The following is a 21,425-nucleotide window of genomic DNA, read 5'->3' as shown; positions in this document are numbered from 1 at the left end:
GGCAAAACCAAAGTGATAACGCTGCAGCCACCGATGTGACGGGGCCGGTTWAAGCAGAAACACATTCTGCTTTGCTGCTACGTCATAAGGGAGGCGCTATGAGCCAAACAAATACCGCAAAAAAACTGGACGGCTTGAATCAAGACGTGGAATTGGACACCGTTGAGGCGCAAGCCCCAGAGGTGGCCGAAGAAGTCGAAGAGGCTGTTCAGCAACAAGCAGCCACGTCCAAAGCCTCTGATGCCACCCAACTTTACCTAAGTGAAATCGGCTTCTCACCACTTCTTACTGCCGAAGAAGAGGTGCTTTACGCACGTCGAGCGCTACGGGGTGATGAGGTTGCGCGTAAACGTATGATTGAGAGTAACTTGYGATTGGTGGTTAAAATTTCGCGTCGTTACTCGAATCGGGGGCTAGCGTTATTGGATCTGGTTGAAGAAGGGAACCTTGGCCTGATCCGTGCCGTAGAAAAGTTTGACCCAGAGCGCGGCTTCCGTTTTTCAACCTATGCAACCTGGTGGATTCGCCAAACCATTGAGCGTGCCATTATGAACCAGACGCGTACCATTCGTCTGCCTATTCATGTCGTCAAAGAGTTGAATGTGTATCTGCGTACTGCCCGTGAATTAGCGCAAAAGCTAGATCATGAGCCGACAGCGGAAGATATTGCCGCGCAGCTTGATAAGCCGGTTGAAGATGTAAATCGTATGCTCCGCCTCAATGAACGTATTGGTTCGGTGGACAACCCGATTGGTGGTGACTCAGAAAAAGCGCTGTTGGATATCATCCCTGACGAAAAGCAGGATGGCCCTGAATACACCACGCAAGACGATGATATGAAGAAATCGATTGTGCAATGGCTACAGGAGCTGAATCCGAAGCAACGCGAAGTGTTGTCGCGCCGGTTTGGTCTTCTGGGACATGAAGCCTCTACGCTGGAAGATGTTGGGCGTGAAATTGGCCTAACCCGTGAGCGGGTTCGTCAAATTCAAGTGGAAGGCCTACGTCGTTTACGCGACATGCTGACCCATCAAGGGCTAAGTATTGAATCGCTCTTTAATGTCGAACAATAGACAATACTACCCAAATCATAGCGCAACATTAAAACGGGACAGCAAAGGCTGTCCCGTTTTTTGTTGTGCGGTCATCGATGCTTTGGTGATGATTAACGCGCGATAATCAATGCGAATGGCTTCACCTGGCGTGATTAACGTGATTGCTGCAATGCTTTAAGGGCATAAAGCGCATCTAAGGCCTGACGCGGGGTCATTTCATCTGGATTGAGTGCATCAATTGCATGATCTAATTCACTGGGCTCGGGGAGCAAAGGCAATTGCGTCGGTGTTATTTTACCGACCGACTGTTCGGTATTTGCCGTGTGCTGGCCGCTTTGCTCGAGTTGGGCCAACTTATGTTTGGCGCGGCGAATGACGGGTTTGGGAACTCCGGCCAGGCTTGCGACTGCTAAACCATAAGATTTACTGGCTGCTCCCTCTTGTACCGCGTGCATAAAGGCGATTTCATCGCCATGCTCCATCGCATCTAGATGAACGTTGACCAAGCCTTCCATTTGTCCTGGCAGTTCGGTGAGCTCAAAGTAATGTGTGGCAAATAGGGTCATGGCATGGATTTTTTCTGCCAGCCACTCGGCACTGGCCCATGCTAAGGACAAGCCATCATAAGTACTGGTGCCGCGTCCAATTTCATCCATTAACACCAAGCTGTTGGCCGTGGCATTGTGAAGAATGTTCGCGGTTTCTGTCATCTCTACCATAAATGTCGAACGCCCTGAGGCAAGGTCATCGGACGCGCCAATACGGGTAAAGATACGATCAATAGGTCCAATGGAGGCGTGCTCGGCGGGCACATAGGCACCGATATGACTTAGCAAGGTGATCAAGGCTGTTTGACGCATATAGGTGGATTTACCCCCCATATTCGGACCGGTAATGATCAGCATGCGGCGTTCAGGATTTAATGTGATCGGGTTGGGGATAAATGGATCCGTCATGACCTGCTCAACCACCGGATGTCGACCCGCTTCGATATCGATCCCCGGTTGTTCGGTCAATGTTGGGCGATGATAGTTGAGGCTATCAGCACGCTCCGCGAGGTTACACAATACATCCAACGCGGATAACGCCTCTGACGCTTGCTGTAATAGCGCCAAATGTGGCAGTAACTGATCAAACAATTCGTCCCATAAGCGTTTTTCGAGCGCCAACGCATTAGACCGAGAGCTTAATACTTTGTCTTCATGCTCTTTTAATTCTGGGATGATGTAGCGCTCGGCATTTTTAAGCGTTTGACGGCGAATATAGTGCGCAGGTACCCGATCACTTTGCGCGCGGCTGATTTGAATATAAAAACCATGTACTTGGTTATAACCCACTTTCAGCGTGTCGATGCCATGTTGCTCGCGCTCGCGGGTTTCTAGTTCTTCTAAGTAACGTGATGCGCCTTCGGACAAGTCGCGCCACTCATCCAGTTCCGCGTTGTACCCTGGCGCAATCACGCCGCCATCACGGATCACTACCGGTGGATTGTCGACGACGGCCCGCGTGAGTAGATCGTGTAACTCCGGCATCGGAGTGGTGGCTTTTTGGTGATCGGAGAAGGCACTGTGGTCAAGCTCGGTGAGCAATGTTTGCACCTCAGGTAGCTGCGCCAATGCAGTACGTAGCCTTGCCATATCACGCGGGCGCGCTGAACGCATGGCCAAGCGAGCAAGGACACGTTCAATGTCTCCCACCGGCTTGAGGGCGTCGCTAAGATCCGTGTACAAGCTATTGTCTAGCAGGGTGCCAATGGCATCTAAGCGCTGATTGAGCACTTGGCGATCGCGCAAGGGTTGATGTAACCAGCGTTTGAGTAAACGGCTGCCCATCGGTGTCGTGGTTTGGTCTAGCACCTCGGCCAGCGTGTTATCGGTGCCACCGGCGAGATTTTGGGTGATTTCTAAATTACGTCGTGTTGCAGCATCAAGCACGACAGAGCTATCTTGCTGATCTTTAACAATGGCACGAATGTGAGGCAGTGCAGTACGCTGCGTTTCTTTAGCATATTGTAAAACACAGCCTGCCGCGCTTAGCCCAAGAGAGCAGTCCTCGACGCCAAAGCCAACTAAATCGCGCGTACCAAACTGGCCGGTCAATTGGCTGCGTGCCGTGTCTAAATCAAACTCCCATATTGGACGGCGTCTTGCACCGCGGCTCACCGATAAGAGGTCGGGGTAGGGGAAGTCCTCTGGATACAAGAGTTCGGCAGGCTGAGTACGCTGCAATTCCGCCTGCATCTGCTCATAGGTTGTCGGCTCAGTCAGAACGAATCGCCCAGAGGTGATATCTAAGGTTGCAAAGCCAAACTGGTCGTTATCGCACGTCAATGCGGCCACTAGGTTGTCGACGCGTTCACTCAGCAATGCCTCATCAGAGACGGTACCCGGTGTCACGATGCGTACCACCTGGCGCTCAACGGGGCCTTTACTGGTGGCAGGATCACCAATTTGCTCGCAAATGGCAACGGGTTCACCCAATTGCACCAACTTGGCTAAATAGCCCTCCACGGCATGATAGGGCACGCCTGCCATGGGGATCGGTTCACCGCCTGAACTGCCGCGTTTGGTCAACGAAATATCTAATAATTGAGAGGCGCGTTTGGCATCGTCGTAAAAGAGTTCGTAAAAATCTCCCATACGATAAAAGAGCAGCTCTTCAGGATGCTGCGCTTTAAGTTTGAGATACTGTTGCATCATGGGAGTGTGCTTTTCGAGCGCTTGTACTGTCACGACTAGACCTGCAAAATGGAACGTTAAGGGCGTTAGAATACGTGATCGGACCGCAAGGGGTAAAGTTGTGGTGCAGGTTTCTCAACCCAATAAAAAGGAGTGCGCAGTGGACCCTTTATTCTCATTGGCAAAGCGTTTGGGTGATGCCCTATTGGATACAGAATTAACCGTGACTACCGCGGAGTCATGCACCGGCGGTGGTATTGCCTATTGCCTGACCGATGTGCCAGGCAGCTCGCAGTGGTTTCAGCAGGCATGGGTTACCTATAGCAACACCGCAAAGCAAGCATTAGTTCATGTCCCCACGGATTTACTGGCCCAGTATGGCGCAGTGAGCGAGCCTGTGGTCAGCGCGATGGCGGAAGGTGCATTGGCCGAGGCTAACGCAGGATTAGCGATTGCGGTCAGTGGTGTTGCAGGACCGAGTGGTGGTAGCGATGATAAACCGATCGGTACTGTTTGGTTTGCTTGGGCGTGGCACAATGGTGAAACGGATAGTGAAGTATGTCATTTTGATGGTGATCGGCGCGCCGTGCGTGAACAAACCATTGAACATGCACTCTCATTTGCGCTACAGCGATTGTCGCCATAATCGGAGGCGTGTCGCATCCGCTAGATTTTTTCTAAACAGGGCTAGACACTGTATAAATGGACAGTATACTTAGCCCCATTAATGATAGCTTTTATCTCATAGAGATAGCGTTTTATTTCCTGGAGACCGAAATGGACGATAACAAAGAAAAGGCGCTCGCAGCCGCACTCGGGCAAATCGAAAAGCAATTTGGCAAAGGCTCAATCATGCGTCTGGGTGATGACCGTACCATGGACATCGAAACCGTATCGACCGGCTCTTTGTCTCTGGATATTGCGCTAGGCGCCGGTGGCCTACCATTTGGTCGTATCATCGAGATCTATGGACCTGAGTCATCAGGTAAAACGACATTGACCCTAGAAGCCATCGCTGAAGCGCAAAAAAAGGGCAAGACTTGTGCGTTTATTGACGCGGAACACGCACTCGACCCAATCTATGCGCGCAAGCTGGGTGTCGATATTGATAACCTGTTGGTGTCTCAGCCCGATACTGGCGAACAAGCTTTGGAAATTGCTGATGCGCTGACGCGTTCCGGGGCCGTTGATATGATTGTTATCGATTCGGTCGCAGCCTTGACGCCAAAAGCTGAGATTGAAGGCGAAATGGGCGACTCCCACATGGGTCTGCAAGCGCGTATGCTGTCACAAGCAATGCGTAAGCTGACCGCCAACATCAAAAACAGCAATACCATGATGGTCTTTATCAACCAAATTCGGATGAAGATTGGTGTGATGTTTGGTAACCCAGAAACGACCACAGGCGGTAATGCATTGAAGTTCTATGCATCGGTCCGTTTAGATATTCGCCGCATTGGTGCGATTAAAGAAGGCGATGAAGTGGTGGGTAACGAAACCCGCGTCAAAGTGGTAAAAAACAAAGTCGCCGCACCGTTTAAACAAGCAGAGTTCCAAATCCTTTATGGTCAGGGCATTAACTTGCAGGGCGAGCTGGTGGATCTGGGTGTGAAACATAAACTGGTAGAAAAAGCCGGAGCTTGGTACAGCTACAAAGGCGATAAAATTGGCCAAGGTAAAGCCAATGCATGTAAATACCTGAAAGAAAACCCCCATATTGCTGAAGAAATTGACACTACCTTGCGTGAGATGTTGCTGCAGCCTGGCCTGAACAACGAAGCTGTAGACGCCAACGTTGAGGCAGATACTGAGGACGAGAAGCTGTAATGGCGGCATCGTGCCAAGAAATAGCGGTGGGCCTGTTGGCTCGCCGCGATCACTCTGTCCACGAGCTAACACAAAAATTGTCTCAACGCGGATTTGATGACGACGCAATTACCCTCACTATCAATGACTGCTTAGAACGAGGCTGGTTAGATGACGCGCGCTTTGCTACCAGCCTGTTGCGTCAGGGAATAAACAAACATCATGGCTGGTTGCGTATCTGCCAAGATGCGAAACGTAAAGGCGTTGATATTGAGCTACTCGCCCGCGCAGAGCAAGACGCTGAAGTGGATTGGTACCTAGTCGCCAAAGAAACAGCGATACGTAAGTATGCTGACCTAGATGGCCGTCTTCCTCCTGTTGAGCACAAGGTGAAAGCGAAACGCATGCGTTTTTTACAATCGCGCGGTTTTAACTTTGATCAAATCCAATACGCGCTGAATGACGACGATATCGACCCGCATTTCTAAACCAATCCTACTCTGTCTCTTTTCCCCACGCGATCGGTTGTTTACAATGGCGTAAACAATACGATGCTCCCATCGCGTCATTACCATAACCGGTTGCTAACGCAATATTCGATTATCAGGATTAGCCAATGTATATGAGCACTGATGAGATCCGTACAGCGTTTCTCAAGTTCTTTGAAAGCAAAGGGCACCAGATTGTGCCTAGCTCATCGCTCGTCCCTGCCGACGACCCAACACTGTTGTTCACTAATGCAGGCATGAACCAATTTAAGGACACCTTCTTAGGGGCCGAGAAGCGAGACTACACACGTGCGACCTCAGCACAACGTTGTGTGCGCGCCGGCGGTAAACATAACGACCTTGAAAATGTAGGCTTTACCGCTCGTCATCACACCTTTTTTGAAATGCTCGGTAACTTTAGTTTTGGTGACTACTTCAAAAAAGACGCGATTGCTTATGCGTGGGCGTTTTTGACCGAGACGATCGGTTTGCCAAAAGAAAAACTGTTGGTGACCATTTACCACACTGATGACGAAGCGTTTGATCTTTGGCATAACACCATCGGTGTACCGGCGGATCGCATTGTGCGTATCGGCGATAAAGAAGGCGGAAAGCCGTATGAATCAGACAACTTCTGGCAAATGGGGGATACCGGACCTTGTGGGCCTTGCAGTGAAATTTTCTACGACCACGGTGAGCATATCTGGGGAGGACCTCCAGGTACGCCTGAAGAAGACGGTGATCGCTTCATTGAGATCTGGAACATCGTTTTCATGCAGTTCAATCGACAAGCTGATGGCACCATGGAGAACCTCCCTAAACCGTCAGTTGATACGGGAATGGGGATTGAGCGTATCGCCGCGATTAAGCAAGGCGTGCACTCCAACTATGAAATTGATGTTTTCCAGCAATTAATTAAGCAAGTGGCTGACATCATCGGAGTTGAAGACCTGACCAATCAGTCTTTGCGTGTGGTCGCTGATCATATCCGATCTTGTGCGTATTTGATTGTCGATGGTGTGATGCCTTCTAACGAAGGGCGCGGCTACGTGTTACGTCGAATTATTCGTCGTGCGGTGCGTCATGGTAATAAGTTAGGCAGCAAAGACACCTTCTTCTACAAGTTGGTGGGGCCGTTGGCCACCATCATGGGCACGGCCGGCGAAGATCTGCGTGCGCAGCAAACCATGGTTGAAAAAGTCCTAAAAATTGAAGAAGACAACTTTAGTCGTACTCTTGAACGCGGCATGTTAATGCTAGAAGAAGCGTTAGATAAAGTGGATGGCGATGAGTTGGATGGCGAGACCGTCTTCAAGCTTTACGATACCTACGGCTTTCCAGCGGACTTAACCAACGATGTCGCACGTGAGCGCGGTTACCGCATTGATGAAGCCGGTTTTGAAGCGGCGATGGACGCTCAGCGTCAACGCGCGCGCGAAGCCGGTCAATTTGGCACCGATTACAACCAAACGATTAAAGTCGACCACGGCTCTGATTTCTGCGGTTACACAGGCACAGAGGCGAAAGGTCAGATCACTGAGATTTTCGTGGAGGGTGAATCGGTCGACCATCTGGCATCGGGCGATCACGCGGTGGTTATCCTCGACCACACCCCTTTCTATGCCGAAGCCGGTGGTCAGTGTGGCGATACAGGCATCATTGATACCGACCAAGGGCGTTTCACGGTAACGGATACCCAGAAGATCGGGCAGGCGATTGCTCATTATGGTGCTTTATCCGACGGACAGCTAAGTGTTGGCGCGCAGGCAACCGCGCAAGTCGATGCCAAGCGTCGTCATGCGGTGGCCATGAACCACTCAGCCACGCACCTGTTACATGCAGCGCTCCGTGAGGTGCTCGGCGATCACATTGCGCAAAAAGGGTCCTTGGTGCGCGCTGATGGTTTGCGCTTTGATTTTTCTCACTTAGAGCCTGTGACTGCCGATGAGCTAAAAGCGGTAGAGCGTATCGTTAATGAGCAAATTCGCGCTAACAATGCAGTACAAACGGAAGTCATGGATATCGACGCTGCGAAACAAAAAGGCGCGATGGCATTGTTTGGTGAGAAATACGACGACGAAGTGCGCGTATTGAGTATGGGCGACTTCTCCATCGAGCTTTGCGGTGGCACGCATGCCAATCGTACCGGCGACATTGGTATGTTCAAAATCGTTTCAGAGGCAGGTATTGCAGCTGGAGTTCGTCGTATCGAGGCCATTACAGGTCAAGCGGCGATAGATAATGTGTACCAAACCCAAGCCGACTACGAGGCCAAATTGGATGAAGTGCATAGCAAAGCTAAAGGGTTGGAGAAGCAAATCCAACAACTGAAGCAAAAGCTCGCAGCACAAGAAAGCGCTGGATTGATTAACCAAGTGCGCGAAATCAATGGCACTAAGGTACTGATCAGCCAACTCGATGGGGCAGATAACAAGGCACTGCGTAGTATGGTTGATGATCTCAAAAACCAAATGGGGAGCGGGATTGTGCTTCTCGGCAATGTCGCCAACGATAAAGTAGGCCTGATTGCGGGTGTGACCAAAGATCTCACCGGTACAGTGAAAGCGGGTGAGCTGGTCAATGTTGTCGCGCAACAAGTCGGTGGTAAAGGCGGTGGTCGCCCTGATATGGCGCAAGCGGGTGGTAGCGATGTAAGCGCATTACCCAGCGCGTTAGCCGCTGTCGATGCTTGGCTTGCCGAACGGTTATAATTCGCTAAAAAGCATTTAAGAAAAGTCAAGAAGGTCGCCATGCGCGGCCTTTTTTTGTGATCTAGATTAATAATTGCACTTTTTTTTTGATTCTGTATAGTGCAACGCCTTAGGCGATGTGTCGGTGCTGAGCGGTGATATCGCTTACATTTTATCGCTTTGCTGACCAGTGCAACACTGATTTCTCTTACTCTGTTGTCTCAGATCACGCGCCTTTATGGCTAACGGTATGATGATAAAACAGTAAATTTCTCTGCCCTTTTCTGGATATGGTGTGATAATTCGGCCATAGTGTGAAGTGCGGGTAACAAAACCTCCCGCATTGGCATCACGAGCAGGGAAATAATCCAACGATTGCAGATAGCGAGCCGATACGCTGGCGGGTTATCTGGCTCAGAAACTAATTGAATAAATAAAAGATTGATACTCAAGGAGTAGAAGCATGCTGATTTTGACTCGCCGTGTTGGCGAAACCTTGATGATTGGTGATGAAGTCACCGTCACTGTGTTGGGTGTAAAAGGTAACCAAGTACGTATTGGTGTGAATGCACCGAAAGATGTCTCTGTACACCGCGAAGAGATCTACATGCGTATTCAAGCCGAAAAAGGCGCGCCAGCCGGTAGTCAAAACGACTACTAACAAAGCAAAAGAGGTCGACCAGGGTCGGCCTTTTTTATGGTTGGTTTTCCCATAAAATCAAAATGAAACGGCGATAAAACCAACAATAAAAACACCTGGTGGGTGATAATTGTCCATTTGTTAGTAACAAGGCGACTTTTCCCCGAAAAGTGTTTGACATATATCTGGCTCAAAGTAATATGTGCACCCGCAGCGACGGTGAGGTGGCCGAGTGGCTGAAGGCGCTCCCCTGCTAAGGGAGTATACGGTTTGTAGCCGTATCGAGGGTTCGAATCCCTCCCTCACCGCCATGTTGTTGCAAGCAAGATAGATGCGCGTCCGTAGCTCAGCTGGATAGAGTACCTGGCTACGAACCAGGCGGTCGGAGGTTCGAATCCTCCCGGACGCGCCACTACTTGCGGTGAGGTGGCCGAGTGGCTGAAGGCGCTCCCCTGCTAAGGGAGTATACGGTTTGTAGCCGTATCGAGGGTTCGAATCCCTCCCTCACCGCCATTATCGACAAGCCTGCCTTGTGATAATTGCAGTAAAAGATGTGCGTCCGTAGCTCAGCTGGATAGAGTACCTGGCTACGAACCAGGCGGTCGGAGGTTCGAATCCTCCCGGACGCGCCATCACCTCCATGGAAGACCCGCAACACCGTTCAGGATGAACATAAGATTGACGACACGCGCTCGTAGCTCAGCTGGATAGAGTACCTGGCTACGAACCAGGCGGTCGGAGGTTCGAATCCTCCCGAGCGCGCCATCTTCAATCTATGCAAATCCGTCAGCGCGTCCGTAGCTCAGCTGGATAGAGTACCTGGCTACGAACCAGGCGGTCGGAGGTTCGAATCCTCCCGGACGCGCCATTTTGCATTACCTCTTCCTTCTCCTTAATTCCCATTTCGCTATCTTTTCATTGTCACCCAAATCGACTTTTCCGTTTATTATTTTCGCTATCGCTGTTTGACAGCGTATTGTGATACTGGAAAAACGCTTTTTCCAAAAATGGGATAGTGCGCCTCTATTGTTAGCCAAACCGTCAAAACCCTCTATGTACCAGGACGTTTCATCGCGCGATTAACGGACTTGGACGAGATAAATACGCCTTTTCGAGTGGCGGTTGTTCGCGTGCGATGAGTGCATCATGACCCGTGTTGTCAGGTAACAAAAACACAACACGAGATTGTCATTTATGCGAATTGTTAGTATTTTGAACGCCGATGATGAAATGGCCACCAAGATAAATGAATAATAACGGGCCATCCGCGCATCATTGTCAGTAAGAGTGAGTAACAAGGAAGAAACCATGGATTTAGGCCCGCTTTTAGAACAGGCAACGATGCTGATGTTAACCGGCATGGTTGTGGTATTTGTATTTCTTTCGGTATTAATTTTTTTGGTCCGCCAACTGGAACGTTTTGGTGACCCTACCCCCCCTGCCGCGGCGAAAGCGGCCGTTCAGCCCAAAGCCCAAGCAGCACCTGACGTATCGCAGCCTTCACCGGATGTCGTTGCCGCGATCACTGTCGCTGTCCAGCAGTACCGCCAACGCCATCGTTGAGTGGTAAGGCACATATAAAAAGGAGTTTGTTATGTCTACGCCGTTAGCTATTACCGATGTGGTATTGCGTGATGCCCATCAGTCGTTGTTTGCCACACGTCTGCGTTTGGACGATATGTTGCCGATTGCCGCCGAGCTCGATCAGATTGGGTTCTGGTCATTAGAAACATGGGGTGGCGCGACCTTTGATGCCTGTATTCGCTATTTGGGTGAAGACCCTTGGGTACGGTTGCGAGAGCTTAAAAAAGCCATGCCTAATACCCCGATGCAAATGCTTTTACGTGGGCAGAATCTCTTGGGTTACCGCCACTACGCCGATGATGTGGTATACAAGTTCGTTGAACGCGCTCATGCCAACGGTATGGATGTATTCCGCATCTTTGATGCCATGAATGATGTGCGTAACTTTCAAGCCGCTGTGGGTGCGGCGGTGGACGTAGGTGCCCACGCTCAGGGAACGATTTCTTACACCACTAGCCCTGTGCATACCATGGATACCTGGACCGATTTAGCCAAGCAGTTGGAAGATCTTGGCTGTCACTCTCTGTGCATCAAAGATATGTCCGGCTTGCTTAAACCTTATGAAGCGTATGAGCTCGTAAGCCGCATAAAATCGACCTGTGATATTCCCCTGTCGCTGCATTGTCATGCGACCACAGGGTTATCAACAGCAACGGCGGTTAAAGCAGTAGAAGCGGGGTTAGATGTCCTGGATACGGCCATTTCCTCAATGAGCCAAACTTATGGGCATACCCCGACTGAAACCGTTGTTGCGATGCTTGAAGGCACCGAGCGTGAAACTCATCTTGACCTGAATAAACTTGAATCGATTGCGGCTTACTTCCGTACCGTGCGGAAAAAATACGCCCAATTTGAAGGGCAGTTAAAAGGCGTCGACTCACGTATTTTGATCGCGCAAGTGCCCGGCGGTATGTTGACCAACATGGAAAGCCAGCTTAAAGAACAAGGCGCGGCTGACAAAATGGATGAGGTCTTAGACGAGATCCCGCGGGTGCGTGAAGACTTAGGATATATCCCCTTAGTTACGCCGACCTCACAAATTGTCGGATCGCAATCGGTCATTAATGTATTGACCGGCGAGCGTTATAAGAGCATTACTAAAGAGACTGCTGCGCTGTTAAAAGGCGAATACGGAAAAGCCCCCGCACCGGTCAATGCAAAATTACAAGCGCGCGTGCTTGACGGTGAACAAGCGATTACCTGCCGTCCGGCGGATAAATTAGCCCCCGAAATGGAAAACTTGACGCAGGCATTAACCGATAAAGCGTCGACAGAAGGTGTGAGTTTGGCGGAAGAGACGATTGACGATGTCCTCACTTACGCCTTGTTCCCACAAGTGGGTTGGAAATTCCTCCAAAATCGTGGCAACCCTGATGCGTTTGAACCGGTACCCACCGGAGACTCCACGCCGCCAGCAACGCCCGCGGCTAGCCCAGCGAGCCAAGTTGAGGTTGAAACTTACAGCGTGCGCGTTAATGGCCAGGTGTATCAAGTGGATGTCGGTCCCGATGGCGCACTAGGCGCGATTCAAACTGCTAACGATGTCGACAATGCGCCTACAGCACCGCGTGCCCCGGTGTCACAGCCGGCATCTACCCACGCAGAGCCAGTCACCGCACCGTTAGCGGGTAATATCTTTAAAGTCATGGTGACCGCCGGTGAGCATGTACAAGAAGGTGACGTTCTGATCATCCTAGAAGCGATGAAGATGGAAACCGAAGTCAGGGCTGCGCATGCTGGCACTGTCCAAGATGTACAAGTAAAAGAAGGCGACGCCGTGACTGTCGGCATGCCGCTTTTACATTTAGGATAAGAGGGCAGCATGGAAGGATTAATGATCCTGTGGTCGGAAACTGGACTGGCGAATTTCCAGTGGCCACAGCTGGTGATGATGGCCGTCGGTTGTCTGCTGCTCTTTCTTGCGATCCGACGTGGGTTTGAGCCTTTGCTTCTGTTGCCCATCGGGTTTGGGGCAATCTTGGCGAATATTCCCAACGCGGGTTTTAACGAGCCGGGCGGTTTGTTGTATTACGTCTACCATGTCGGGATTGATACGGGGGTTTTCCCGTTATTGATCTTTATGGGAGTGGGGGCGATGACCGACTTTGGTGCCTTGATTGCTAACCCGCGTACCTTGMTTTTAGGGGCGGCGGCGCAATTTGGCATTTTTGCTACCTTGTTCGGTGCTATCTTGCTCAATCTGGTCCCAGGCATGGAATTTAGCCTTCAAGATGCAGCATCAATTGCGATTATTGGTGGTGCGGATGGACCGACGGCCATCTTCTTGGCTAGCCGACTATCGCCGGATCTTCTTGGCGCGATTGCAGTCGCGGCCTATAGTTACATGGCGTTGGTGCCAATTATTCAACCGCCGATCATGAAGTTGTTCACCTCGCCACAAGAACGCCAAATTGAAATGAAACAGCTGCGTCATGTCTCGAAAACGGAGAAAGTGCTGTTTCCTTTAGCGGTCTTGATGATGACGATCTTATTCTTACCCTCCGCAACGCCCTTGGTTGGTATGTTTTGTCTGGGCAATCTGATGCGTGAGTGTGGCGTCGTCGATCGGTTATCGAGTACTGCGCAGAATGAGTTGATCAACATTGTGACCATTTTCTTGGGGCTTGCCGTTGGTTCCAAGCTAGAAGCGGATAAGTTTCTTCAGTTTGAAACCTTGGGGATCTTGGTGCTCGGAGCGGTCGCGTTCAGCATCGGCACCGGAACGGGCGTCTTAATGGCGAAGCTGCTTAACCGGTTTAGCCGCGATCCCATCAACCCACTGATTGGTGCGGCCGGCGTCTCTGCCGTGCCAATGGCTGCGCGCGTGGTGAATAAGGTTGGACTGGATGCCAATCCACATAACTTCCTGCTGATGCATGCGATGGGACCGAATGTGGCTGGCGTGCTTGGCTCGGCTGTCGCAGCGGGGATATTGTTGGCGTTAGTCGGATAGCCGTGCGATGTGAATGTAGAGACAAACCGTAGCAAAAACAAAACACGTGAACAGTGAAAAGAAAACAGCGGCAGGCATTGAGTCTGTCGCTGTTTTTGTTAAGACTAGGGGTTTACGCGTTGCGATGACCCTGTGCTTTTTTATTATCTGCGCTATCAAATTTATTACCTGCGCCATGAAAGCATAATGGCATGCGAAAGGAGTCAATATGTCGAATAACTTGTCTCTTGCGATTACCGAATTCGGTGCGCCAGAGGTTCTCTCCCCAGTAAACCGTGCTATCCCCTCACCGTCGGAAGAGCAGGTGTTAATTCAGGTAAAAGCCGCGGGCGTGAACCCGATCGATGCTAAAACCCGTGCCGGACTGGGTTGGGCGGCGGAACATAACCAAGATAAGCTGCCTTGGGTACCCGGTTACGATGTGGCCGGTGTGGTGGTGGCAAACGGCACCAACGAAAGTAAGTTTGATGTGGGGGATCGCGTGGCAGGAATGATTGGTTTCCCGACCGAGGGAGGGGGATATAGCCAGTATGTGGCTGCCGACGCCGGACTGCTTTCCACGGTACCACCCAGTGTCCCAATGGTGGATGCTGCCGCGGTACCACTTGCCGGGCTCACGGCGTGGCAAGCGCTCGAGCATGTCAAGCTCGCCCGTGACGAAAAAATACTGATTTTGGCGGGGGCCGGGGGAGTGGGCCACCTTGCGGTACAATTAGCAGTAAGAACGGGGGCTCAGGTGTATGCGACAGCATCGCCGGGCAACCATGAATTTTTGCGCCAGCTAGATGCGAAACCGATAGACTATCACCAGGCACATTGGGCGACAGCGCAGGGCGAGTTTGATGTACTGATTGATTTGGTCGGTGGCGATACGGGCATTGAAGCACTTGCGAGCCTAAAAACCGGTGGACGTGTGGTCACGGTGCCGACCAATACACGTGATATGATCACCGCTGCTGCGGCCGAGCGAGGATTAAAAGCCACGGGGATGCTGGTTGAGCCCAACACCTGGCAAACTCAGCGCTTGCTTGACATGCTTGATCAAGGCGAGCTTCATATTGATATTGCCGCTGTCTACCCTCTAGAACAAGGGGCGCAAGCCCATAAAGCGCTCGAGTCTGGTCATACACGCGGTAAGCGAGTATTAGAAATGCCGTCGTCGTAACAACCATGGACGACTGGTCGGCGTTGGCGACACTGTTTGTCACCAGCTTTTTGAGTGCCACTTTGTTGCCAGGTGGTTCAGAAGCGAATTTGGTTTACTTATTAACTCAGCAACAGTTTGCTGATGGCGTAATTGTAGCTATTGCGACCGTCGGAAACACCCTTGGAGGCATGACCAACTATGCTATCGGCCGTTGGATTCCGGATTATCAGCCGCACCAACGCTGGCATCGTCGTGCGCACTTGGGACTGCAACGTTATGGTTATGCGGCTTTATTATTGAGTTGGGTCCCCATCATTGGCGACCCTTTGTGTGTGGTCGCCGGTTGGCTACGTTTGCGTCAATCATGGTGTTGGGCGGTTATCTTTATCGCCAAAGCATCGCGTTACATGGTTATTGTTTGGTCATTTAATTGGGTCACTGGGTAGGAATCATCATATGCAACGCTTATTGTTCGTCGCTGTTCTCGTTTTATCCGTTCTGACAGGGTGTCAGCGACTGGAAACATCGCCTCCTGCTACGCCAAAGGGGGTGACCTGGATAAAAACAGTCTCGCCACCACCGGGCAGTGCTCAAGTGCCTTATCAACAGTTTACGCTCGATAACGGGCTGACTGTTTTGCTGCACCAAGACCACTCCGATCCCTTAGTCAGTGTCGACATGCGCTATCATGTTGGCTCTGCGCGTGAGGAGCCTGGCAAATCCGGCTTTGCGCACTTTTTCGAACATATGATGTTTGAAGGCTCAGAGCACGTTGACGATCATGGTAAGCGTATCAAAGAAGTCGGTGGCTATAACAATGGCTCGACGAATCGCGATACTACCCAGTATTATCAAACGGTGCCGGCTAATGAATTAGAACGTGTACTTTGGTTAGAATCCGATCGCATGGGTTTTCTGTTGGATGCCGTGTCGCAGCGTAAGTTTGAAGTGCAGCGTGATACGGTGAAAAACGAGCGAGCCTTTCGGATAGACAATGTTCCCTATGGCCGCGTTAACGAAACCATTAATCAAGCGCTATACCCCGAAGGTCATCCTTATTCATGGCCGGTGATTGGTTACGTGGAAGATTTAGACCGCGTTGATGTCGATGACCTCAAGCAATTCTTCTTACGCTGGTACGGTCCCAACAATGCCACCTTGACCATTGGTGGGGATATTGATGTACAACAAACCTTAGCGTGGGTGAAAAAGTACTTTGGTGACATCCCGCAAGGGCCAACTATCCCCGCGGCAGACCCTCAGCCTGTCACTCTGGAAGCCGATCGATTTGTCACTTTAGAAGATAAAGTGTCGCAGCCTGTTTTGATCATGAGCTTCCCCACCAGTACGCCTGAGACAGACACCAGTACGCGTCTGAGTGTCCTGGCCAATGTGTTGGGACAAGGGCGAGATAGTGTCCTTTACCAATCATTGGTGCAAACGGGAAAACTGCTTAGTGCAGGCGCATCGCATCAGTGCGGTGAGCTTGCATGCACCTTCGAGATCTATGGTGTCGGCAGTCAAGATCAGTCGTTAGCTGAGGTGCGTACGCTACTGCGCCAGAGCATGGCGACATTTGCGGCGCAAGGCGTTGACCAAGACGATATCAGCCAAATCAAAGCCATGGTAGAAGCGGATAACATTTTTGCCCTACAAAGCGTCGATGGCAAAGTAGAACAACTGGCCAGTGACTATACGTTGCATGGCGACGCAAGCATACTGACACAACGCCTAGCCCGTTTGGATGCTGTAACGCCTCAAAAGGTGATGGACAGTTATCAACAGTGGGTAAGCAATCAACCTGCGGTTAACCTCAGTGTGGTGCCTGAAGGGCGTCAAGATTTGGTCGCTCATCCGGCAAACTTTGTCTATCAGCGCCCTGATTATCGCCACGTCGCTAGCCAAAATAATGCGGATACACTGGCGTTACGCAACACGCCTGAACGCTTTGACCGCAGCCTGATCCCGCCCCCGAATGGAAGCGTGACTGTCCATGTTCCTACTATTTATCGCGCGGATCTCGACAATGGTATTCACCTGGCAGGCACTGTCAGTCGCGAGACCCCCACGGTGACCTTGCAACTTCGCTTGCCGGCAGGTGTGTTGATGGAGCCGAATGATAAGCGTGGTATCGCCGAGCTCACGGCTAGTATGATCACAGAAGGCGGCGCGGGAATGTCGGCCGCGGAATTAACCCAAGCGCTAGATAAACTTGGCAGTCAGATGAGTGTTAATCCAGAGGCTTATCATACGACATTGACCGTGACATCCTTGAAAAAGCATCTGGGAGAGACGCTTCAATTAGTGAATAAGGTGATCAGTGCACCGACGTTTGCGGAGCAAGATTTCGAGCGGCTCAAAAAACAAGCATTAGAGGGGATGGCGTCACGCGCCGACGATGCGGGCTGGTTGGCGGATCAGGCTATTAGCCAATTGCTTTATCAAGATGCAACCTTCCGTGCCCCGCAAGGTGGTGTGGCAGAAGACGTTGCCGCACTCACCCTTGCCGACGTTAAACGCTTTTATCAACAGCATTATGTGTTGAAAGAAAGTCAGCTTGTCGTGGTGGGTGATTTGTCCCGTGAGCATGCGATCAATCTCGCTAACCGGATTCAACCTTGGCAATCGACTCCTGAGGGGCATGCTCAAGTTGCAAGGCCCGTGCCTCGAGACGAAAAAAGTCCACAAATTTGGTTAGTGGATAAACCACAAGCGCCACAAACCAGTATCCGTATGATACGTCATGGCATGCCTTACGACGCAACCGGCCCCATGTTTAAAACCCGCTTAGCTAACTTTAATCTCGGCGGAAACTTTAATGCCCGCATCAACCAAAACTTACGCCAAGATAAAGGTTACACCTACGGCGCCCACAGTGCTGTGTATGGTGGTCGTCAAACTGGGACCATTGAAGTCGGTGCCGATGTGCGTGCGGATGCCAGTGCCGAGGCCATTAAAGAGCTTTGGAAAGAAATGGCCCACGCGCACGAAAATGGATTTACTGAGCAAGAGCTTGCCTATTTACGTCAATCGAGCGGCCAGCAGGATGCACTCAATTATGAAACACCGTGGGAAAAAGCGGGCTTGATTGCGCACATTGAGGCGTTTAATTTGGATGATGACTATCGTGAAGCCCAAAAAGCCATGCTGTATTCACTGACACGCCAACAACTAAATGCCCAAGCATCGCGCTGGTTCGATCCTAACGACTACCAAATCATCGTGGTTGGCGATGCAGAGCGTTTGGAAGGGGATCTGCGTCAACTTGGCTTGCCAGTCAATAGGCTGGCGTTAGATTACCGTTAATACCGGTTGGATAAACTTACCCCGCTGCGTGATGGCTTTTGAGCAATAGCTTGTTTATATTGACCACCACGCAGCATACAAATAAGAGATACATTTTGACTGATTTCACCCAGCGGTTAGCGCGTTTAGCGCAAAACCCAGACGCATTAAAGGGGATAGCCCGAGGGCTCGAGCGTGAAGCACTTCGTATTACACCGAATGGTCACTTAGCGCAAACTGCGCACCCAGACGCACTTGGCGCCGCATTGACGCATCGTTGGATTACCACCGATTTCGCCGAGTCTTTATTGGAATTTATTACCCCAGTCAACACCTCGGTGAAAGGGATGTTAGACGAGTTGCAGGATATTCATCGTTTTACCTATCAACAGATGGATGATGAACAGCTCTGGCCGATGTCAATGCCTTGTGTGGTCGCATCGGAAGACGATATTACTTTGGCGCAATATGGCAGCTCGAATATTGGTCGGATGAAAACGCTTTATCGGCAGGGACTCAAACACCGCTATGGCAGTGTGATGCAAGTGATCTCGGGCGTGCATTTTAATATCTCACTCCCTGAGGCGTTTTGGCAGCACCTGTATCACTCAGAGACTGTTAGCCAAGCTGCGGTGACACAAGGCTATTTTGATTTGATCCGTAATTACTACCGCCATGGTTGGATGATCCCTTACCTGTTTGGTGCATCACCGGCTTTGTGTGGATCCTTTATCAAACATACTGACAGTCCGCTGGCGTTTGAGCACATGCCATCGGGAACCTGTTACTTGCCGTATGCAACGTCCCTGCGTTTGAGTGATTTAGGCTATACCAACAACGCCCAAGCCGACTTGAAAATAGGCTTTAATACATTAGAGCAATATTTAGAAGGATTACGTCGCGCTATTCGTACCCCTTCGCAGCAATTTGCACAGTTGGGGATTCGTGACGGTGAAACCTATCGACAACTCAATACCAATATGCTGCAAATTGAGAATGAGCTTTATGCTCCGATTCGACCAAAGCGTAATGCGGAAAGCGGCGAAAAGCCGACCGAAGCACTAAGCCGCGGCGGAGTAGAGTACATAGAAGTCCGCTCACTGGATGTGAATCCTTACAGCCCTATTGGCATTGAAGAAGATCAAGTGCATTTTCTCGATTTATTTGTGTCTTGGTGTGCGTTATCGCCCTCCGAGCCCATGTCCGATCCGGAGCTGAATTGCTGGCGGGATAACTGGAATAAAATTGTACTTGAAGGGCGAAAACCCGGCTTAACCTTAACCACAGGATGCAATGGCGGTACCCTAACTCAGGCCGAGTGGGGACGTCAGGTGATGGCAGAGCTGAAACAATTAGCCAAAGTGATGGACCAGACCGTTGGTGATAGCCGCTATGAGCGCGTATGCGACAAAATGATTGCGTGTTTTGATAACCCCGAACTAACCTTATCAGGGCGTGTGCTGGCAGACGTGATTGCGCAAGGCGGAATTGGTGGTGTTGGCCTAAGCTTGGCGAGTGAGCACAAGGAGGCATTGGCTGATGTGCCGTATCAGGTTCACAGTGATGTCGACTTTCTCCGAGAAGCCGAAGACAGTATGGCACGTCAAAAAGCGGTAGAAGCCAGTGACACACAAAGCTTTGAGCAGTTTCTAAACGCTTATTTCAAAGATGTGCCGATGGCAGAAAGCTGGTAACTGGAATAATGGCGATGAGCAGGACGCGTATTCTCAACCGATTCGGGATAATCACCGCCATGATATTGTTACCCGGGTGCGCGACGCCGCCACCGGATAACCCCAGCAATGTCTGTGCGATTTTTGAGCAAAATCCTGACTGGTTTGAGGCGGCCGTCGAGATGGAAGACAGCTGGGGGACGCCTATTCAGGTCGCGATGGCATTTGTGAAGCAAGAAAGCGCGTTCGTTCACGATGCTTTGCCTCCACGTGACTATGTATTAGGCATTTTACCCTGGGGGCGAGTGAGCAGCGCATATGGTTATGCGCAAGCACAAGACCCCGCGTGGTCAGACTATCAAAAAGCCACAGACAATGGCGGCTCTCGCACCGACTTTGCCGATGCGTTACAGTTTATAGGCTGGTACACATCAGAAACGCATCGTCAGCTTGGGGTGTCGCAATGGGATGTTTACCGGCAATATTTAGCTTACCATGAAGGAAGAGGCGGATTTCAACGTGGCTCATTTGAGCGAAAACCTGGGCTCAAACGGGTGGCGCGTAAAGTCGAACAACAAGCAAAGGACTACGGTTGGCAGCTAAAAGGGTGCCGGCAACGACTAGAAGACAATCTGAGCTGGTGGCCATTTTAAGGCCGCAGTGATGAATGAAGGAGGAAAGATGCCACTACTAGATAGCTTCACGGTTGACCATACCCGCATGAATGCACCGGCGGTACGGGTCGCAAAAACCATGCAAACGCCCAGCGGTGACACCATCACTGTGTTTGATTTGCGTTTTTGTCGTCCCAATGAACAGCACTTAACCGAAAAAGGGATCCATACCTTGGAGCACCTTTTCGCTGGCTTTATGCGTAATCATCTGAATAGTGACAAGGTGGAGATCATCGATATCTCACCGATGGGCTGCCGCACCGGTTTTTATATGAGCTTGATTGGCGAGCCCCAAGAGTCGGAGGTTGCTAAAGCATGGGAGCTTGCGATGGAAGATGTCCTTATTGTTCCTTCGCAAGATAAAATTCCGGAGCTTAACGAATATCAATGTGGTACTTATGAGATGCATTCGTTGAATGAAGCCAAAGATATTGCTCGTGCAATCATAGATGCAGGTGTGACCGTCAACAAAAATGATGATCTATCGCTGCCCGAATCGATGTTGCAAACGTTGCGCGTCGATTAAAACGCGACCAGTCATCCCTCTGCGGTAACACTGCCTTCTGTGTTACCGCCCCCCCTCCCGATTTGAGTGTTCTTTTCATTATTTTTGTCTCAATAGCTAGATAAACCCAAGAGAAGTGTAGGCGTCGTTGCAGCTTTTTTGCCTGTTCAAGCACGCTTCTGCATTTTGTCGCTGCGTATTCGCCTGGGTTTCGCTAAGCTGACAACTGAAATCGACCATCAAAAAA

Annotated in this window: 16 protein-coding genes and 6 tRNA genes; 21 read left to right on the top strand and 1 reads right to left on the bottom strand. The window is 50.7% G+C overall.

Translation table 11 applies throughout. The annotated features are described in order from the left end of the window. The first annotated feature begins 98 nt into the window (after positions 1 to 98). Positions 99 to 1,073, top strand: a complete 975-nt coding sequence (gene rpoS, locus BZG81_RS06240) for an RNA polymerase sigma factor RpoS (protein ID WP_077676988.1) — start codon at positions 99 to 101, stop codon at positions 1,071 to 1,073. Positions 1,074 to 1,207: 134 nt separating this feature from the next. Here rpoS and mutS read toward each other — a convergent pair whose 3' ends face one another. Beyond that, positions 1,208 to 3,754, bottom strand: coding sequence for a DNA mismatch repair protein MutS (gene mutS, locus BZG81_RS06235; protein WP_198533634.1), 2,547 nt, complete (start codon positions 3,752 to 3,754; stop codon positions 1,208 to 1,210). 139 nt (positions 3,755 to 3,893) lie between these two features. On the opposite strand from mutS, the gene BZG81_RS06230 reads away from it, so the two are divergent. The 20 genes from BZG81_RS06230 (at position 3,894) to luxS (ending at position 21,199) form a co-directional block, all read left to right on the top strand. Then, positions 3,894 to 4,379, top strand: coding sequence for a CinA family protein (locus tag BZG81_RS06230; protein WP_021022082.1), 486 nt, complete (start codon positions 3,894 to 3,896; stop codon positions 4,377 to 4,379). A 131-nt stretch (positions 4,380 to 4,510) separates the two neighbouring features. Then, entirely contained in the window at positions 4,511 to 5,560 is a 1,050-nt protein-coding gene (recA, locus tag BZG81_RS06225; protein WP_021022081.1) for a recombinase RecA, read from the top strand. Next, a complete protein-coding gene (locus BZG81_RS06220) occupies positions 5,560 to 6,027 on the top strand; it encodes a regulatory protein RecX (protein WP_021022080.1) in 468 nt (155 codons plus the stop codon). The genes recA and BZG81_RS06220 overlap by 1 nt, the downstream gene beginning before the upstream one ends. A 128-nt stretch (positions 6,028 to 6,155) precedes the next feature. After that, positions 6,156 to 8,738, top strand: a complete 2,583-nt coding sequence (gene alaS / locus BZG81_RS06215) for an alanine--tRNA ligase (RefSeq protein ID WP_077676986.1) — start codon at positions 6,156 to 6,158, stop codon at positions 8,736 to 8,738. A 442-nt stretch (positions 8,739 to 9,180) separates the two neighbouring features. Beyond that, positions 9,181 to 9,378: a carbon storage regulator CsrA gene (gene csrA, locus BZG81_RS06210; protein WP_021022078.1), complete on the top strand. Its 198-nt coding sequence runs from the start codon at positions 9,181 to 9,183 to the stop codon at positions 9,376 to 9,378. A gap of 197 nt (positions 9,379 to 9,575) precedes the next feature. After that, positions 9,576 to 9,668 (top strand) — tRNA-Ser (locus BZG81_RS06205). A gap of 24 nt (positions 9,669 to 9,692) precedes the next feature. Further along, positions 9,693 to 9,769 (top strand) — tRNA-Arg (locus BZG81_RS06200). An 8-nt stretch (positions 9,770 to 9,777) separates the two neighbouring features. Continuing rightward, positions 9,778 to 9,870 (top strand) — tRNA-Ser (locus tag BZG81_RS06195). 42 nt (positions 9,871 to 9,912) lie between these two features. After that, positions 9,913 to 9,989 (top strand) — tRNA-Arg (locus BZG81_RS06190). Positions 9,990 to 10,045: 56 nt separating this feature from the next. Continuing rightward, positions 10,046 to 10,122 (top strand) — tRNA-Arg (locus BZG81_RS06185). Positions 10,123 to 10,148: 26 nt separating this feature from the next. Beyond that, positions 10,149 to 10,225, top strand: a tRNA-Arg gene (locus BZG81_RS06180). Positions 10,226 to 10,665: 440 nt separating this feature from the next. Continuing rightward, entirely contained in the window at positions 10,666 to 10,920 is a 255-nt protein-coding gene (locus tag BZG81_RS06175; RefSeq protein WP_077676985.1) for an OadG family transporter subunit, read from the top strand. Positions 10,921 to 10,951: 31 nt separating this feature from the next. After that, complete coding sequence (gene oadA / locus BZG81_RS06170) at positions 10,952 to 12,754, top strand: sodium-extruding oxaloacetate decarboxylase subunit alpha (RefSeq protein WP_077459774.1); 1,803 nt, start codon at positions 10,952 to 10,954, stop codon at positions 12,752 to 12,754. A gap of 9 nt (positions 12,755 to 12,763) precedes the next feature. Beyond that, positions 12,764 to 13,894 carry a sodium ion-translocating decarboxylase subunit beta gene (locus BZG81_RS06165; RefSeq protein WP_077676984.1) on the top strand — a complete coding sequence of 377 codons (1,131 nt, stop codon included), beginning with the start codon at positions 12,764 to 12,766 and terminating at the stop codon, positions 13,892 to 13,894. A gap of 208 nt (positions 13,895 to 14,102) precedes the next feature. Beyond that, positions 14,103 to 15,059: an NADP-dependent oxidoreductase gene (locus BZG81_RS06160; protein WP_021022073.1), complete on the top strand. Its 957-nt coding sequence runs from the start codon at positions 14,103 to 14,105 to the stop codon at positions 15,057 to 15,059. A gap of 5 nt (positions 15,060 to 15,064) precedes the next feature. After that, positions 15,065 to 15,487 (top strand): YqaA family protein, encoded by a 423-nt coding sequence (locus BZG81_RS06155; RefSeq protein ID WP_021022072.1) that lies wholly within the window; start codon positions 15,065 to 15,067, stop codon positions 15,485 to 15,487. Between the two features lie 10 nt (positions 15,488 to 15,497). Next, positions 15,498 to 18,347 (top strand): M16 family metallopeptidase, encoded by a 2,850-nt coding sequence (locus BZG81_RS06150; RefSeq protein WP_077676983.1) that lies wholly within the window; start codon positions 15,498 to 15,500, stop codon positions 18,345 to 18,347. Between the two features lie 95 nt (positions 18,348 to 18,442). Further along, positions 18,443 to 20,020 (top strand): glutamate--cysteine ligase, encoded by a 1,578-nt coding sequence (gene gshA / locus BZG81_RS06145; protein WP_077676982.1) that lies wholly within the window; start codon positions 18,443 to 18,445, stop codon positions 20,018 to 20,020. A gap of 14 nt (positions 20,021 to 20,034) precedes the next feature. Next, positions 20,035 to 20,652, top strand: coding sequence for a transglycosylase SLT domain-containing protein (locus tag BZG81_RS06140; RefSeq protein WP_077677004.1), 618 nt, complete (start codon positions 20,035 to 20,037; stop codon positions 20,650 to 20,652). A gap of 28 nt (positions 20,653 to 20,680) precedes the next feature. Continuing rightward, positions 20,681 to 21,199 carry an S-ribosylhomocysteine lyase gene (gene luxS, locus BZG81_RS06135; protein WP_021022068.1) on the top strand — a complete coding sequence of 173 codons (519 nt, stop codon included), beginning with the start codon at positions 20,681 to 20,683 and terminating at the stop codon, positions 21,197 to 21,199. The last annotated feature ends 226 nt before the right edge of the window (positions 21,200 to 21,425 follow it).

It is taken from the genome of Salinivibrio sp. MA607 (genome assembly GCF_001996245.1).
Taxonomy (GTDB): Bacteria; Pseudomonadota; Gammaproteobacteria; order Enterobacterales; family Vibrionaceae; genus Salinivibrio; species Salinivibrio costicola.
Note: the sequence above shows the minus strand (reverse complement) of the source record. Positions and strands in the feature narration are given on the sequence as shown.

Excerpts from the sequence above, each read along its gene's own strand:
- mutS (WP_198533634.1), bottom strand. The coding sequence starts at position 3,754 with ATGATGCAACAGTATCTCAAACTTAAAGCGCAGCATCCTGAAGAGCTG.
- recA (WP_021022081.1), top strand. The coding sequence starts at position 4,511 with ATGGACGATAACAAAGAAAAGGCGCTCGCAGCCGCACTCGGGCAAATC.
- BZG81_RS06220 (WP_021022080.1), top strand. The coding sequence starts at position 5,560 with ATGGCGGCATCGTGCCAAGAAATAGCGGTGGGCCTGTTGGCTCGCCGC.
- alaS (WP_077676986.1), top strand. The coding sequence starts at position 6,156 with ATGTATATGAGCACTGATGAGATCCGTACAGCGTTTCTCAAGTTCTTT.
- csrA (WP_021022078.1), top strand. The coding sequence starts at position 9,181 with ATGCTGATTTTGACTCGCCGTGTTGGCGAAACCTTGATGATTGGTGAT.
- BZG81_RS06175 (WP_077676985.1), top strand. The coding sequence starts at position 10,666 with ATGGATTTAGGCCCGCTTTTAGAACAGGCAACGATGCTGATGTTAACC.
- oadA (WP_077459774.1), top strand. The coding sequence starts at position 10,952 with ATGTCTACGCCGTTAGCTATTACCGATGTGGTATTGCGTGATGCCCAT.
- BZG81_RS06160 (WP_021022073.1), top strand. The coding sequence starts at position 14,103 with ATGTCGAATAACTTGTCTCTTGCGATTACCGAATTCGGTGCGCCAGAG.
- BZG81_RS06155 (WP_021022072.1), top strand. The coding sequence starts at position 15,065 with ATGGACGACTGGTCGGCGTTGGCGACACTGTTTGTCACCAGCTTTTTG.
- BZG81_RS06150 (WP_077676983.1), top strand. The coding sequence starts at position 15,498 with ATGCAACGCTTATTGTTCGTCGCTGTTCTCGTTTTATCCGTTCTGACA.
- BZG81_RS06140 (WP_077677004.1), top strand. The coding sequence starts at position 20,035 with ATGAGCAGGACGCGTATTCTCAACCGATTCGGGATAATCACCGCCATG.
- luxS (WP_021022068.1), top strand. The coding sequence starts at position 20,681 with ATGCCACTACTAGATAGCTTCACGGTTGACCATACCCGCATGAATGCA.